Annotated in this window: 15 protein-coding genes and 1 riboswitch; of the genes, 4 read left to right on the top strand and 11 right to left on the bottom strand. The window is 73.0% G+C overall.

Annotation, left to right across the window (positions count from 1 at the left end):
* Positions 1-84: 84 nt before the first annotated feature.
* Entirely contained in the window at positions 85-234 is a 150-nt protein-coding gene (locus OP86_RS15080) for a 50S ribosomal protein L32 (RefSeq protein ID WP_418952632.1), read from the bottom strand.
* Positions 235-376: 142 nt separating this feature from the next.
* On the opposite strand from OP86_RS15080, the gene rpmG reads away from it, so the two are divergent.
* Positions 377-541, top strand: coding sequence for a 50S ribosomal protein L33 (rpmG, locus tag OP86_RS15085; RefSeq protein ID WP_030056206.1), 165 nt, complete (start codon positions 377-379; stop codon positions 539-541).
* A gap of 61 nt (positions 542-602) precedes the next feature.
* A complete protein-coding gene (locus OP86_RS15090) occupies positions 603-851 on the top strand; it encodes a type B 50S ribosomal protein L31 (RefSeq protein ID WP_030056207.1) in 249 nt (82 codons plus the stop codon).
* A gap of 62 nt (positions 852-913) precedes the next feature.
* On the opposite strand, the gene nicT is transcribed toward OP86_RS15090, so the two are convergent.
* Complete coding sequence (gene nicT, locus OP86_RS15095) at positions 914-2029, bottom strand: Nickel transporter NicT (protein ID WP_030056208.1); 1116 nt, start codon at positions 2027-2029, stop codon at positions 914-916.
* 32 nt (positions 2030-2061) lie between these two features.
* Positions 2062-2275: riboswitch (cobalamin riboswitch) on the bottom strand.
* An 81-nt stretch (positions 2276-2356) separates the two neighbouring features.
* Between nicT and OP86_RS15100 the strand changes: the two genes are divergently transcribed.
* Positions 2357-2740: an ArsR/SmtB family transcription factor gene (locus tag OP86_RS15100; RefSeq protein ID WP_051830108.1), complete on the top strand. Its 384-nt coding sequence runs from the start codon at positions 2357-2359 to the stop codon at positions 2738-2740.
* A 54-nt stretch (positions 2741-2794) separates the two neighbouring features.
* Positions 2795-4471, top strand: coding sequence for a hypothetical protein (locus OP86_RS15105; protein ID WP_033331980.1), 1677 nt, complete (start codon positions 2795-2797; stop codon positions 4469-4471).
* Here the strand turns inward: OP86_RS15105 and OP86_RS15110 are convergent.
* The 9 genes from OP86_RS15110 to mltG form a co-directional block, all read right to left on the bottom strand.
* Positions 4468-6459 carry an AAA family ATPase gene (locus OP86_RS15110; RefSeq protein ID WP_051830109.1) on the bottom strand — a complete coding sequence of 664 codons (1992 nt, stop codon included), beginning with the start codon at positions 6457-6459 and terminating at the stop codon, positions 4468-4470. The two genes, OP86_RS15105 and OP86_RS15110, sit on opposite strands and share 4 nt — an antisense overlap.
* A 69-nt stretch (positions 6460-6528) precedes the next feature.
* The gene (locus tag OP86_RS15115; RefSeq protein ID WP_030056213.1) at positions 6529-7338 is read right to left on the bottom strand and encodes an Fpg/Nei family DNA glycosylase; all 810 of its coding nucleotides are present in this window, start codon (positions 7336-7338) and stop codon (positions 6529-6531) included.
* 103 nt (positions 7339-7441) lie between these two features.
* Complete coding sequence (locus OP86_RS15120) at positions 7442-8359, bottom strand: AAA family ATPase (protein WP_078589063.1); 918 nt, start codon at positions 8357-8359, stop codon at positions 7442-7444.
* Between the two features lie 168 nt (positions 8360-8527).
* On the bottom strand, positions 8528-8956 hold the full coding sequence (aroQ, locus tag OP86_RS15125; protein ID WP_030056214.1) for a type II 3-dehydroquinate dehydratase: 429 nt from the start codon (positions 8954-8956) through the stop codon (positions 8528-8530).
* Between the two features lie 8 nt (positions 8957-8964).
* Positions 8965-10056 (bottom strand): 3-dehydroquinate synthase, encoded by a 1092-nt coding sequence (aroB, locus tag OP86_RS15130; protein WP_030056215.1) that lies wholly within the window; start codon positions 10054-10056, stop codon positions 8965-8967.
* The gene (locus tag OP86_RS15135; protein ID WP_030056216.1) at positions 10049-10570 is read right to left on the bottom strand and encodes a shikimate kinase; all 522 of its coding nucleotides are present in this window, start codon (positions 10568-10570) and stop codon (positions 10049-10051) included. The genes aroB and OP86_RS15135 overlap by 8 nt, the downstream gene beginning before the upstream one ends.
* Complete coding sequence (aroC, locus tag OP86_RS15140) at positions 10567-11751, bottom strand: chorismate synthase (protein WP_106973428.1); 1185 nt, start codon at positions 11749-11751, stop codon at positions 10567-10569. Before aroC ends, OP86_RS15135 begins: the two co-directional genes overlap by 4 nt.
* A gap of 198 nt (positions 11752-11949) precedes the next feature.
* Complete coding sequence (locus OP86_RS15145; RefSeq protein WP_030056218.1) at positions 11950-12780, bottom strand: shikimate dehydrogenase; 831 nt, start codon at positions 12778-12780, stop codon at positions 11950-11952.
* A gap of 34 nt (positions 12781-12814) precedes the next feature.
* The gene (mltG, locus tag OP86_RS15150; RefSeq protein ID WP_157849741.1) at positions 12815-14734 is read right to left on the bottom strand and encodes an endolytic transglycosylase MltG; all 1920 of its coding nucleotides are present in this window, start codon (positions 14732-14734) and stop codon (positions 12815-12817) included.
* Between the last annotated feature and the right edge of the window lie 21 nt (positions 14735-14755).

The following is a 14755-nucleotide window of genomic DNA, read 5'->3' on the forward strand; positions in this document are numbered from 1 at the left end:
CCCGCCGAGCACCCCCGACAGAACCCCCGGGTGCTTCTCCCCGCACCCGTCCGCGCCCCCGCACCACCGCCGCGGGGCCATCCCTCACACCTCCCGCGGGTCGATCAGCCCGCGCCGGTAGGCCGGGACGAGGTTCTGCGGGACGAGCAGCTCCCGGCCGTCCAGCGTGATCGGGACCAGCTTCGGCGGCGTCGCCTTCCACTGGGCCCGGCGGTGCCGGCAGTGCGCGGACATGGGTGCTCCCTGGCGTCCGGGAATGGGCAGGACCGGGCTCACGTTACACCACATGAAAATGACATCCATTTCGGTGTACGGTCTCGACCCAGCACCCCCAGACCGCCCCCAGACCGCCCCCAGACCGCCAGGAGGACGCCCCATGGCCCGCAGCGAACTGCGCCCCGTCATCAAGCTCCGCTCCACCGCCGGCACCGGGTTCACGTACGTGACCCGCAAGAACCGCCGCAACGACCCGGACCGGATGGTCCTGCGCAAGTACGACCCGGCCGCGGGCCGGCACGTCGACTTCCGCGAGGAGCGCTGAGCCGCCGAGCCGCCGCGCCGCTGAGCACCACCCCCGTAGCAGCCCTGAGAGGAGCCCGTCCATGAAGCCCGGCATCCACCCCGCCTACCGCCCGGTCGTCTTCCGCGACAAGGTCGGCGGCCTCGCCTTCCTGACCAGGTCGACGGTCACCAGCGACCGCACCGTCGACTGGGAGGACGGCAACACCTACCCGGTGATCGACGTCGAGATCTCCTCGGCGAGCCACCCCTTCTACACCGGCCAGTCCCGGGTGCTCGACACCGCCGGACGGGTCGAGCAGTTCCGCCGGCGCTACGGCGACCGGTTCTGAAAAACCCGAACGGCGCCTCCCCACCCCGGGGAGGCGCCGTTCGGCACGCGTACCGCTTTCGCTCACGCCCCCTGGGACGTCCAGCGCTTCTCGACCCGGGCGAGCTTCCAGTACCCGATCGCCACCGCCCAGACCACCACGAACAGCCCGGCGATCGCGTAGCCGACGTTGTCCAGCGAGATGTCGGCGATCCAGCCGGTCACCGGGTCGGTCAGGTCGAGCTTCTCGTGCAGCACCCCGACCAGCTCGATGGTGCCGATGATGAAGGCCACCGCGATCGACAGCCCGGTGATGGTCAGGTTGTAGTACACCTTGCGCACCGGGTTGGAGAACGCCCACTGGTACGCGAAGTTCATGAAGGTCCCGTCCAGCGTGTCGAACAGGCTCATGCCGGCCGCGAACAGCAGCGGCAGGCAGACGATGGCGTACCAGGGCAGCCCGGCGGCCGCACCCGAGCCGGCCATCACCATCAGGGTGACCTCGGTCGCGGTGTCGAAGCCCAGGCCCAGCACCATGCCGACCGGGAACATCTGCCCGGGTCGGGTGATCGAGCGGGTCGCCCGGTTCAGCACCCGGGCCATGAAGCCGCGCGAGTCCAGGTGCGCCTCCAGCTCCGCCTCGTCGTACTGCCCCGCCCGCATCGAGCGGAAGACCTTGAGGATGCCGAGCAGCGCCGCCAGGTTGAGCGCGCCGATCAGGTAGAGGAACACACCGGAGGTGGTGGTCCCGATCACGCCGAGCCACTTGTGGGTGGCCGACTCGTCGTCCATCAGCGTGTCCGCCAGCTGCGCGCCGCCCGCGACCAGCGCGGCCATGATGACCACCATCGACGAGTGCCCGAGGGCGAACCAGAAACCCACCGAGACCGGCCGCTTGCCGTCCGCCATCAGCTTGCGGGTGGTGTTGTCGATCACCGCGATGTGGTCGGCGTCGAAGGCGTGCCGCATCCCGAGGGTGTACGCGGTGATACCCAGGCCCACCCCGAAGACCTGGGTACCGACCGCGTACCGCTCGGGTGCGACCAGGAAGACGAGCGTCCCGAAGGCCACCACGTGCATGGCCAGGATCACCCCCATCAGCCCGGCCGTCCGGACGGTGTCCTCGCGCCTCCATCTGAACGTCGGCAGCACGGACGGGGCCGTCTTGGCCCCGTCGGCGACGGTTTCGGGCAGGGTCATCTCCGGATCACGCTCCAACACCTCGTGGAAAGACTTCGTGAAGTGCCGTGGCCGGTCTCCTGGCTTACGGGACATCCGGGTCCGCCTTCCCAGGCGCGCGAGGCACCCAGTGGCGTCGTGGACACGGACCGCATTCCGTCGCGGACGAAGGAATGACCCGATCACAGTGGCGAGGGCCGCTCCGGAATCCGGACCCCTGAGGGTCCGTCACCGGTCTTCCCGAGCACCACGGCGGGGAACACCGTAGGGGTCCCGCCCCACCCATGCAAGGCTGCGCACCTGCGCAGGTGTCCAGGATCACAGGCTCCCGCCTGCAAGAATGTACGCATGCATCTCGTACCGGCCGACCGCGCGGGCCACCGCACCATCGACGGACACCGGGTCTGCGAGGCCATCGCCGCGATCGGCGACACCGCGCACGTCCGGTCCTGGTCCGAGCGGTTCTCCCTGCTCGCCGACCCTGGGCGGCTCGCCCTGCTGCTCGCCCTGCACCGGGCCGGGCCGCTCGCCGTCAGCGACCTCGCGGTCGCCACCGGCATGCGCGACCCCGCCGTCTCCCAGGCCCTGCGGCTGCTCCGCACGGCCGGCGTGGTCACCGGCGACAAGGACGGACGTGTGGTGCGCTACCGGCTCGTGGACGAGAGCATGCGCCCCCTCCTCGACGAGTGCGCCGCCGCCGAACACCACGAGCCCACCGCGGCCGCGGGCTGACCGACACTCGGGGAACAGCACCCGGGCGGCACGCCGGATGAGTACGATCATGGCGTGCCGTCCCACCCCCACGCCTGGCCCGCCGACCGGTGGAACACCCGACCGGTCAAGGCCCGCGTCCTGGCGGTCGCCCGCACCCTCACCTCCGCCACCCGGGTCCTGGACGTCCTCACCCTGCTGAACCCGGACGGCGTCGAACGGTACTTCACCGTCAACCCCGGCTCCGTCTTCGCCGACCGCGCCCTGGACGACTACCTGCACGCCCTGCCCGGCTTCACCGTGCTGGACTGGGAGGACGCCGTCCGGCACCGCTTCGACCTCGCCGTCGCCTGCGCCGTCCACTCCTCCATGCACCGCCTGGACGCCCGCCTCGTCGTCCTCCCGCACGGCGCCGGCTACAACCGCCTGGTGACCGAGTCCACCCGCGACACGGTCAGCGCCGCCGGCCTCTCCCGCAACGAACTCACCCACCACGGGCGGGTGTTCGTCGACATCCTCGGCCTGTCCCACCCCGAACAACTGGACCGGCTACGGGCCTCCTGCCCCGAGGCACTGGACGTCGCCCGGGTCGTCGGCGACCCGTGCTTCGACCGGATGCTCGCCAGCCTGCGCTCCCGCGACGGCTACCGCGCCGCGCTCGGCGCCGTCGACGGCCGCCGCCTGATCGTCGTCAACTCCACCTGGAGCGAGCACTCGTTATTCGGCCGCCGCCCCGACCTGCCCCGGCGCCTGGTCCGCCGGCTGCCCGCCGACGAGTACACGGTGGCCGTCGTCCTGCACCCCAACATCTGGAGCCGGCACGACCCCGAGGCCCTGCTCGACACCGCCCGCCGGATGGGCCTGCGCCTGATCCCGCCCCACCAGGGCTGGCAGGCCGCCCTGGTCGCCGCCGACTGCCTCATCGGCGACCACGGCTCGGTCTCCGTCTACGGCGCCGCCCTGGAACGGCCCACCCTGCTCGCCGCCACCGGCGCCGCCGAACTCGACCCGGGCTCCCCCAGCTACGCCTTCGGCCAGGCCGCACCCCCGCTCGACCCCGACGGCGACCTCGCCGCCCAGCTCGAACAGGCCCTGCAGAAGCAGGACCCGGCCACCCTGCGCCCCATCACCGACCGCTCACTGAGCCGGCGCGGCCACTCCGCCGAACTGCTGCGCCCACTGCTCTACTCCTTCCTGGAGCACCTGGACGAACCCGAGCACGAACCGCACCTGCCGCCCTACCCCAAACCCGTCCCGCGCCCCGGCACCACCGACGGACCCACCGCGTACGACGTCGAGGGCGAACCGGAGGGCAACGAAGTCACCCTGCGCCGCTACCCCTTCGACCCCGGCGACCACACCCCGCGCGGCTTCCACGCACTCACCGACGAACACCCCGGCGACGCCCTGCGCTACACCGCCGAGGTACTGGCCCGCACCGAGGTCCGCGCCGAACGCCCCGCCACCCGCTGGCTCGCCGACTCCGCCGCCGAACTCCCCGGCCTCGCCGTCGCGGTGGCCGCCCTCGGCCCGGCCCGCCACCTACTCCGGCTGCGCACCGGCCTGCTCCTGGAGGCCAGCGCCGAACGCGACTGGAGCAGCCCCGAACCCCGCCTCGACCCGCTGCTGCTCGGCTCCGCCGTGGCCTGCTGGCTCACCGACGGCGGCGACCCGGCCCGCCTTCCCGAGCACGGACTCACCATCCGCACCGGCGACCACCGCACCCGGGTCTCCTTCACCACCGGGCCCTAACCTCGCAGCTCCCGCAGGCGCTCACGGCTGCGCTCCGCCAGCTCCTCGTCGTGCAGCTCCTCGGCGAGGGCGACCAGCAGGGTGTGCGCCTGCGCCTCCTTCGCGTACTGGCTCCGCTCCCTGGCCTGCCGGGCGCAGTCGCCGGCGTGGGCGACGGCGAGGTCGAGCTGCCCCAGGGCACGGTGGCCCCGGGCACGGACCAGCGGCAGCTTCATCAGCATGTCGTTGTCGTGGGTGTCCACGGCCTGCGCGGTGGCCCCGTCCAGAACGGCCAGCGCCTGCGCTGCGCGGCCGTCGGCGATCAGCGCCTGCGCCAGGTTGTAGCTCTGCACGATCTCGCCGTGCGCATCGCCCTCGTTGGCCTCGCGGGCCAGCGTGAACCGCTCGACCGCGTCGCCCGGCCGACCGTCGGCCAGGCACAGCAGGCCGTCCGTCTCGTGGAGCACGCCCACCACCCGGCGGTCCGCCACCAGCGGCACCTGTTCCGCTCCGAGCGCCAACTGCTCGGCGGCGAGCCGGTACTCCTGCCGTTCGAAGTGGGCGCGGGCGAGCTGGTTGCGCATCCGGACCACCGCGTCCGGCCGGTTGTCCCACTGGGCCGCCTCGACGCCGAGCCGGTGGGTGGCGATCCAGTCCTGGTAGAGCTTGCGGCCGTGGTAGAGCGGCCAGAGCGACTCGCAGAGCCGCCACACCTCGCCGTGCCACTGCCGCTTGGCCGCCTCCTCCACCACCGCGCGCAGGTTGGCCCGTTCGGCGTGCAGCCACTCCAGGGCCGCCCTGCCGGAGCCGAAGCCCGGCAGCCCCTCGCCGCCGTCCTCCTGCAGGCGCAGCCTGGCCCCCATCGCCCGGTCGGCCAGCGATGCCCGGCCCCGGTAGTAGGCCACCACACGGGCGAGGAGTTCCGTCCGGCCCGGGAGCTCGCGCGCACGGTCGTAGGCGTGCAACCGAACCACGTCGTGGGTCCGGAAGCGCGATTCCTGGTCGTCGTCCAGCACTTCGTCCAGCAGGTGGACGGCGCGCAGCTCCTTCAGGGCCGCCGCGGCCTGCACGACGCCCGCCGCACACGCCAACTCGGCCGACACAAAAGGGCCGGGGTGCACGCCGATCAGCTGGTAGAGCGCCCGGCCCTGCGGTGACAGCCGCTCGTGGACCAGGTCGTACGTCGCACCGAGCTCGCTCTCCTCGTCGTCCAACAGGGCCGATCCACCCTCCCGGTCGTGCAGTTCGGCCACCACTCGCCCGACCGGCAGGCTGTCGCGGTCCAGCAGCTGGCTCCCGACCGCGTTGAGGGCGAGCGGCAGCCCGCCGCACAGCTCGACCAGCTCCGCCAACTCCCCGTCGGTACCCCGCTCGGAACCCAGCCATGCCCGCACCAGATCGGCGCCGGCCCGCGCGCTCAGCGGGCCGAGCTGCCGCACCTCGGCGCCGTCCATCCGCAGCGCGGGCAGCCGCCGCCGGCTCGCGACCACCACCAGGCCGCAGGTCGGAAGCAGCGCACGGACCTCGGCGGCGTGCTCGACGTTGTCCAGGAAGAACAGGCACCGACGCTCGGCGGTGACCGTACGGAACCTCGTGAACCGCTCCGCCTCGACCGGCGGGGCCTCCGTACCGAGAGCGCGCAGGAAGCCGGCCACGATCTCGGAGAGGTCCACCCCGCCCTGGTGCCGGTAGGCCTGGAAGTCGGCGTAGAGGTCTCCGCCCGGGAACCGCGACCGGTAGTCCTTGGCGAACCTGGCGATCAGCTCGGTCTTCCCGACCCCGCCGAGACCGGTGAACACCACGATCCCGAGCCTGCCCGCCGCGACCCGCTCCAACGCCCCCACCAGCGCCGCGAGTTCCGGCTCACGATTGACGAAGCTCTCGCGCGGCGGCCGCACCTGGTGCGGGATCGGCGCCCTGGGCTCCGGGTGGACCGTGATGTTCCCGCCCTGGAACACGTTCCCGTACACCGTGCCCGACACCTTGTTGGACACCTCGTAGTTGTCCACCCGTACGCTCCCTCCGGCCGGCCCGGGCCCAGCCTACGGGCTCCGGGCCACGCCGGACCTGAGTCCGCCTCAGGCTGCCTGGCAGGTCGGGCACCAGAAGAGGTTGCGCGAGGCGTGCTCCTCCGTCCGCACGTCCGTGCCGCAGACCAGGCAGGGCATGGCCGCTCGCCGGTAGACGTACACCTCGCCGCCGTGGTCGTCCACGCGGGGCGGGCGGCCCATCGCCTCGGGGGTGTGCTCGGGGCGGACGGTGTCGATCCGGCCGGCCGTGACGCCCTCGCGCATCAGGGCGGCCAGGTCGGCCCAGATGGCGTCCCATTCGCGGCGGGTGAGGTCGCGCCCGGCCCGGTGGGGGTCGATGCCGTGCCGGAACAGCACCTCGGCCCGGTAGACGTTGCCGACGCCGGCCAGCACCTTCTGGTCCATCAGCAGCGCGGCGACGGTGGTCCGGCTGCCCGATATCCGGCGCCAGGCGGCTTCCGGGTCGGCGTCGGAGCGCAGCGGGTCGGGGCCGAGGCGGGTGGCGACGGCGGCCTTCTGGGCGTCGGTGACGAGCGCGCAGGTGTTGGGACCGCGCAGGTCGGCGTACCCGTCCTCGTTCTCCAGCCGCAGCCGGACCAGGCCGACCGGCTCGGGCGCGGGGCCGGTGCCGAAGGTGAAGCCGCCGTAGAGCCCGAGGTGGACGTGCACCCAGGCGCCCTCCTCGAAGCCGAGGAAGAGGTGCTTGCCGGTGGCCTCGGCGCCGGTGAGCAGCTGCCCGTCGATCACCTTGGCCTCGTCGGCGAACCGGCCCTGCGGGCTGGAGGCGCGGACCGGGCGGCCGCCGAAGGCCTTCCGGTTCTCGGCGGCGAGGCGGTGGATGATGTGGCCTTCCGGCACGGGCGTCAGCTCCCCCGGGTGGTTCGACAAGGCGGGCCGGCGGGCGGGCCCAAGGACTCGTCCATCATCGCAGCCGGCCCTGACAGGACCACGAACGCGCTGGTCAGCGGACCGGCATGCCCATCAGCCGGGCGAGGATGACGCGGTCCAGTTCGGCGGCCGTCCCGGCGACGTCCAGGTAGGAGTTGTCGATGATCGGCAGTCCGGAGTTGTACCAGCCGGCCATCCGCCCGTGGATGCGTGCCACCTCCTCGTCGCCGAGGCGCCGGTTGCCGCCGCGCCGGGCGTTGCGGCGCAGCACCGAGTCCAGGCTGGGCAGCAGGACGACGGGGATCATGCCGGGGCCGATGTGCCGCTTCCAGCCGCCGAGGCCGATGGCCGGGCGGTCCGGGAAGACGGCGTCGTCGATGATGCAGGAGATGCCGTTGGCCAGGTAGTTGCGGCAGGCGAAGCCGCAGGTGCGGCGGGCCAGCCGGTACTGCGCCTCGGAGGCGTTGTTCCAGCCGGTCTGCGGGTTGGCGAAGCCGGACTGCACCCATTCGCGGACGTCGTCCAGGCTGATGTGCGCGGTCGGGGTGGGCCGGCGCTCGGCCCAGTACCGGGCGACGGTGGTCTTGCCGGCCCCGGCGGGCCCGATCAGCAGGACGGCGATCGGCCCGGTGGGTGCGTGCTGCTGCTGCGGGTGCGCGGGCAGTTGCACGGGCGTCCCGGAGGGCAGCACGAAGTGCCCGGTGCCTCCGGCCGGGAGGGGCGCGCTGGGCGCGGGAGCGGAGGCGACCACCCGGGCCGGGGCTGCCGGCGCGGGAGCGGGCGCCGCGGGCACAGGAGCCGAAGCTGGAGCAGGAGCCGGCACCGGAGCCGCCGGCCCGGGCGCAGGAACAGGAGCAGGAGCAGGCACGGGCGCAGGACCGGCCGGTACGGGCCCCGCAGGCGTCGGCCGCACCGACGGCGGAGGTGGAGGCGGAGGCGGCGGAACCGGCGCCCCCGACAAGCTGACCCCCGACAGGCTCGCCCCCGACAGGCTCGCCCCCGCACCGCCCGGCGGCACCGGCGGAGCGGCGGGACGCGGCGGGACCTGCCCGCCTCCGGCGTACTGCGTCACGGCACCCTCCCGACACCTCTCAGCGGGGACACTACACGTCGGCCCGGCGGCGGGCACAGTCCGCCGCCGGGCCGTGGGCCCGCGCCCTCAGCGCGTGGTGAGCTGCTCGGCCAGCGCCCGCAGCGCCAGCTCGTAGGAGCCGATCCCGAATCCGGCGATGGTGCCGGAGGCGACCGCGGCGATCACCGAGGTGTGCCGGAAGGTCTCACGGGCGTACGGGTTGGAGATGTGCACCTCGATCAGCGGCGCGGTGCGCTGAGCGGCGGCGTCCCGCATCGCGTACGAGTAGTGCGTGAACGCGGCCGGGTTGATCACCACGGGCACCTGCCCGTCGGCCGCCTCGTGCAGCCATTCCACCATCTGCTGCTCGGAGTTGGTCTCGTGCACCTCGACCTCGAAGCCGAGCTCCTTGCCGAGCTCGGTGCAGCGTTCGACCAGCCCGGCGTACGAGGTGGCGCCGTAGACGTCCGGCTCGCGGCTGCCCAGCCGGCCGAGGTTGGGGCCGTTGAGCACCATCACCCGGGTCACGCCGAGACCTCCGCGTAGGCGGCGACCAGCAGGGACGGGTCGGGGCCTTCCAGGACGGAGGTCTTGCCGAGGCCGTCCAGGACGATGAAGCGGATCAGGTCGCCGCGCGACTTCTTGTCGATCTTCATCGCGTCCAGCAGCTTCGGCCAGGCGTCCGCCCGGTAGCTCAGCGGCAGGCCGACGGAGGCCAGCACGGTGCGGTGCCGGTCGGCCGTCTCGTCGTCCAACCGCCCGGCCAGGCGGCCGAGTTCGGCGGCGTAGACCATGCCGATGGAGATCGCGGCGCCGTGCCGCCACTTGTACCGCTCGTTGCGCTCGATGGCGTGGCCGAGGGTGTGGCCGTAGTTGAGGATCTCGCGCCGGCCGGATTCCTTGAGGTCCCCGGAGACCACGTCGGCCTTGACCTGGATGGCGCGGCGGATCAGCTCGACGGTGTGCGGGCCGGCCGGGGTCTTGGCGCCCTCCGGGTCGGCCTCGATCAGGTCGAGGATGGCCGGGTCGGCGATGAAGCCGCACTTGATGACCTCGGCGAGGCCGGAGACGTAGTCGTGCTTGGGCACGGTCTCCAGGGTGCCGAGGTCGGCCAGTACGCCCACCGGCGGGTGGAAGGCGCCGACCATGTTCTTGCCCTCGGCGATGTTGATGCCGGTCTTGCCGCCGACGGCCGCGTCGACCATGCCGAGCAGCGTGGTGGGCATGGAGATCCAGCGCACCCCGCGCAGCCAGGTGGCGGCGACGAAGCCGGCCAGGTCGGTGGTGGCGCCGCCGCCGAGGCCGACGACGACGTCGCTGCGGGTGAAGCCGGTCTGTCCGAGCACCGACCAGCAGTACGCGGCGACCTCGGCGCTCTTCGCGTCCTCGGCGTTGGGCACCTGCAGCGCGATCGCCTCGTAGCCCTCGCCGGCCAGGTCCTCGCGGATGGCGTCGGCGGTGGCGGCCAGCGCCTCCGGGTGGATGATCGCGACCCGCTTCGCCCGGGTGCCGATGAGCGGCGGCAGCTCTCCGAGCAGCTGGTGCCCGATCAGCACGTCGTACGGGTCGTGGCCGGCGCTGCCGCCGACGTGGATCCTGACGGTGGTGTCAGTCATGGGGGGTCTTCAGCTCCAGTGCTTCCAGTACGGCGTCCGCGACCTGCTCGGGGGTGCGCCCGGCGGTGTCGACCACGGCGGTGGCCACCGCCAGGTAGAGGGGGCGGCGGGCCTCCATCAGCTCGCGCCAGCGGGCCCGGGGGTTGACGGCCAGCAGCGGGCGGGGGGCGTCCAGGCCGACCCGCTTGACCGCGTCCGCGAGGGGGACCTCCAGGAAGACCACCGGCAGCTCGCGCAGCAGCTCGCGGGTGGCCTCGGCCATCACCGCGCCTCCGCCGAGTGCCAGTACCCCGTCGTGTCCCGAGGCGGCCGCGCTGACGGCCGCCACCTCCAGCGCGCGGAAGTGCGGCTCGCCCTCGTCGATGAAGATCTCCGGGATGGGCCGGCCGGCCGTCGCCTCGATGTCGGCGTCGGTGTCCCGGAAGCCGACGCCCAGGCGCTCGGCCAGGACCCGCCCGACGGTGGACTTGCCACTGCCGGGCGGGCCGACCAGCACGACAACGGGCAAGCTCATCGGATGATCAGGTTGTCGAGGTAGCCCTGCACGTTGCGACGCGTCTCGGAGACGTTGTCGCCGCCGAACTTCTCGTTCACGGCGTCCGCCAGCACCAGCGCCACCATCGCCTCGGCGACGATGCCCGCGGCCGGCACCGCGCAGACGTCCGAACGCTGGTGGTGCGCCTTGGCCGGCTCGCCGGTGCGCACGTCCAGGGTCTGCAGCGCCCGCGGCACGGTGGCGATCGGCTTCATCGCGGCACGCACCCGCAGCACCTCGCCGGTGGACAGGCCGCCCTCGGTGCCGCCGGAACGGCCGGAGGTGCGCTTGACGCCCTCGGGGGTCGGGACGATCTCGTCGTGCGCCTGGGAGCCCGGCACCCGGGCCAGCTCGAAGCCGTCGCCGACCTCGACGCCCTTGATCGCCTGGATGCCCATCAGCGCGGCGGCCAGCCGCGCGTCCAGACGACGGTCCCAGTGCACGTGCGAGCCGAGGCCCACCGGCACGCCGTACGCCAGGACCTCGACCACGCCGCCGAGGGTGTCGCCGTCCTTGTGGGCCTGGTCGATCTCGGCGACCATCGCCTTCGAGGCGTCCGCGTCCAGGCAGCGCACCGGGTCGGCGTCCAGCCGGGCCTCGTCCGAGGGCAGCGGCACCACACCGGCCGGCGCCTTCGCGGCGGCCAGCTCGACCACGTGGCTGACGATCTCGATCCCGGCCACCTCGCGCAGGTACGCACGGGCGACGGCGCCCAGCGCGACCCTGGCGGCCGTCTCCCGGGCGCTCGCGCGCTCCAGGATCGGCCGGGCCTCGTCGATCGAGTACTTCTGCATGCCGGCCAGGTCGGCGTGGCCGGGCCGGGGGCGGGTGAGCGCCTCGTTGCGGGCCAGGCCCGCCAGCACCTCGGGGTCGACCGGGTCGGCCGACATGACCTGCTCCCACTTCGGCCACTCGGTGTTGCCGACCATGATCGCCACCGGGCTGCCCATGGTCAGACCGTGCCGGACACCGCCGAGGAAGGTCACCTCGTCCTGCTCGAACTTCATCCGCGCCCCGCGGCCGTAACCGAGCCGGCGGCGCGCCAGCGCGTCGGCCACCACGTCGGTGGTGACCGGTACACCGGCGGGCAGGCCTTCCAGCGTCGCGACGAGTGCGGGGCCGTGCGACTCCCCCGCCGTCAGCCAGCGCAACGTACCCAACGGAGCTCCTTCATCAGCGGACCGGCCCACGGCACCGCCGGGGCCCGCCCGGGCGTGCCTTGTCCCTGAATCCTTTCATGCCCCAGCGGCACCCGGGGGCACAGTCCGCGTGACGGACGGCAACCGGCCACGATCCGGCCGGGATCCCCTCCGGGAACCGTCCGAAGGGCGGGCCGGGGCCCCGCCGAAGGCCCGGGCTCAGCGCCCGGCGAGCGCCTTCTCCCCCGCCTCGCGCATCGCCGCCAGCGGCCCTGGCGCCCGCCCGGTGAAGGCCTCGCTCTGCAGCACCGCCTGGTGCACCAGCAGGTCCAGCCCGCCCAGGACGGCCGCCCCGCGCTCGGCGCAGGCGGCGGCCAGCGCCGTCGGCCACGGGTGGTACAGCACGTCGAACAGCGCCCCCGGCGCGGCGGGCAGCGAACCGGCGAAGGCGTCGGTCGCGCCGACCGGCGTGGTGGAGACGGTCAGCGGCCGTGCCAGCGCCTCGGCGCCGCGCTCCCAGTCGGCGGTGCGCACGGCCACGCCCAGCCGCTCGCCCAGCTCGGCCATCTCCCGCGCCCGCTCGGCACTGCGCACGTAGACCGTCACCTCGCCGGTGCAGATCCGGGCGAGCGCCGCCAGCGCGGAGGAGGCGGTGGCCCCGGCGCCCAGCACGGCCGCCTCGGGCACCTCGGTGATCCCGCGCTCGCGCAGCGCGTTGACCAGCCCGGGGACGTCGGTGTTGTCCCCGGTGCGCCGGCCGTCGGCGGTGAACACCACGGTGTTCACCGCGTCCACCGAGCGGGCCGTCGCGCTGACCTCGTCCAGCAGCGGGACGATCGCCCGCTTCAGCGGCATGGTCAGCGACAGCCCGGCCCACTCGGCCTCGTCCAGCCCGGCGACGAAGCCGGGCAGGCCCGGCTCGTCGACCTCGAAGCGGTCGTAGCGCCAGCCGTCCAGCCCGAGCGCCGCGAAGGCGGCCCGGTGCAGGTCGGGCGAGAGCGAGTGGGCGATCGGCGAGCCGAGGACGGCTGCCCGATGTTTGGTGATCAACGCTGCCTCTCCGTGAACTACCGTCTGGCCCGGGCTACTTGCTGCAGTGCACGCCTTCCTTGTCGAGCTTCAGGCCCTGCTGCGCGCAGTAGTCCGCGACGTTCTTCTTGTGCTCCTCGTCGGTCTCGGCGAAGAGCGTCTTGGTCGGGGACATCGCGATGAAGTACAGCCACTTGCCGTCCGCCGGGTGCAGCGTCGCGTTGAGCGCGTCGTCGCCGGGGTTGGAGATCGGCGTCGGCGGCAGGCCCGGGTTGATGTAGGTGTTGTACTTGTTGGAGCCGTCGTTGATCTCCTTCGACGTGAGCTCCTTGCGGCCCAGCGAGTACTGCAGGGTGGTGTCCATCCCGAGGCGGTGCTTGATCATGCCGTCGGTGGCCAGCCGGTTCTGGATCGTCCTGGCCATCTTGGCGAAGTCTTCCGGGTTGTTGCCCTCGCGCTGCAGGATGCTCGCCTCGATGACGACCTCGTAGCCGTTCTTGAGGCCCACCGACGCGGCCTGCCCGTCCAGGTTGGCGTACTTGTCGATGGCGTTCTTGATCATCTGCTTCAGCAGCTCCTCGGGCTTCATGCCGTCGGAGATGTTGTAGCGGGTCGGCCAGAGGAAACCCTCGATGTTGCCGTTCGCGTACGAGGGCAGGCCGAGGCTCGGGAGCTGGGCCTTGGCGGCGCCCGCCGTGGTGCCCGGCGCCAGCTTCAGCTTGCCGTCGATCAGGGCGTAGATCTCGGTGGAGTTCTTGCCCTCGGGGATCACCAGACCGGCACCGCCGGCCCCAGTGAGCAGCTCGCTGAGCGCGGTCGCCGCCGGCAGCTCCTTCTTCATGTTGTAGAAGCCGGGCTGGATGGTCTTGCACTTGGGCTCGGCGTCGCAGACCTTGCTGAAGGCGTCGACGCTCTTGACCACGCCCGCGTTCTTCAGCGCGAGACCGATCTGCCCGCCGACGGCGCCCTGCTTGACCTCGACCTGCACGGCCCCGGTGCCCTCGCCCGTGAAGTCCGGCGGCGGGCCGAAGTGGTTCTGGTAGAAGCCGTAGCCCCACCAGCCGGCCCCGCCCACGGCGCCGAGCAGCACCAGCGCGACCAGCAGACAGGCGCCACCGTTGCGGCGGCCCGACTTCTTGCCCTTCTCCTTGCGCTTCTTCTTCGCCTCGCGGGAGTCGTCCTGCTCACCGAGGAAGCTGCCGGTCTCGTGCTGCTCGGCGTCCTCGTCCGGGTGGGCGCCGTCCTCGCGGTGGCCGTCGTCGTGGCCGTCCCACTCGTCCGTCCCGCCCTCGGGCGCGCCGCCGGCCGGATCGGCCCCGGCCTCCAGCGCGGCGGCCTCGGCCTCCCAGTCGATGCCGTCCGGCCCGGGGCCCGAGGCGGGCGCGGGTGCCGGAGCCGCCTGCGGCCGGGCCTGCTGCTGCTGCGGCGGAACGGCTTGCTGCTGCATCCCCGCCTGCTGCTGCGCACCGGGCTGCTGCTGCATCCCCGCCTGCTGCTGCGCACCGGGCTGCTGCTGCATCCCCGGCTGCTGGCCGCCCGGGAACCCCTGCTGCTGGTAACCCTGCGGCATCTGCTGCTGCGGGTAGCCCTGCTGCGGCACTTGCTGCTGGGGCATCTGCTGCTGCGGGTACCCCTGCTGCGGCATCTGCTGCTGGTAGCCCTGCTCCTGGTAGCCCTGCTGCTGCATCTGCTGCTGCGGGTGGCCCTGCTGCATCTGCTGTTGCGGATAGCCCTGCTGCTGGGGGTACCCCTGCTGCATCTGCTGCTGGGGGTAGCCGTGCTGGGGCATCTGCTGCTGCGGATACCCCTGCTGCACGTCCCCGTAGGACTGCTGGGCCTGCTGGCCCTGCTGCGGGTACTGCTGCTGCCACTGGCCGTCCTGCTGGCCGGGGACCGGCTGTCGGCCGTCGTACCCGGGATCACCGGGGTGCCACGGCTCGCCCTGGGGGCCGTAGCCCCCGCCCAGATCGGTCATTGATCCCCTTAACCGACGGTG

The organism is Streptomyces novaecaesareae (assembly GCF_000716875.1).
GTDB classification, from domain to species: Bacteria; Actinomycetota; Actinomycetes; order Streptomycetales; family Streptomycetaceae; genus Kitasatospora; species Kitasatospora novaecaesareae.

What these genes read in the sequence shown, in the direction of transcription:
- aroQ (WP_030056214.1), bottom strand. Translation starts at nt 8,956, where the DNA reads ATGGTGCTCAACGGCCCCAACCTCGGCCGGCTGGGCAGCCGCGAGCCG.
- rpmG (WP_030056206.1), top strand. Translation starts at nt 377, where the DNA reads ATGGCCCGCAGCGAACTGCGCCCCGTCATCAAGCTCCGCTCCACCGCC.
- aroB (WP_030056215.1), bottom strand. Translation starts at nt 10,056, where the DNA reads ATGACTGACACCACCGTCAGGATCCACGTCGGCGGCAGCGCCGGCCAC.
- OP86_RS15090 (WP_030056207.1), top strand. Translation starts at nt 603, where the DNA reads ATGAAGCCCGGCATCCACCCCGCCTACCGCCCGGTCGTCTTCCGCGAC.
- nicT (WP_030056208.1), bottom strand. Translation starts at nt 2,029, where the DNA reads ATGACCCTGCCCGAAACCGTCGCCGACGGGGCCAAGACGGCCCCGTCC.
- OP86_RS15080 (WP_418952632.1), bottom strand. Translation starts at nt 234, where the DNA reads ATGTCCGCGCACTGCCGGCACCGCCGGGCCCAGTGGAAGGCGACGCCG.
- OP86_RS15135 (WP_030056216.1), bottom strand. Translation starts at nt 10,570, where the DNA reads ATGAGCTTGCCCGTTGTCGTGCTGGTCGGCCCGCCCGGCAGTGGCAAG.
- mltG (WP_157849741.1), bottom strand. Translation starts at nt 14,734, where the DNA reads ATGACCGATCTGGGCGGGGGCTACGGCCCCCAGGGCGAGCCGTGGCAC.
- OP86_RS15100 (WP_051830108.1), top strand. Translation starts at nt 2,357, where the DNA reads ATGCATCTCGTACCGGCCGACCGCGCGGGCCACCGCACCATCGACGGA.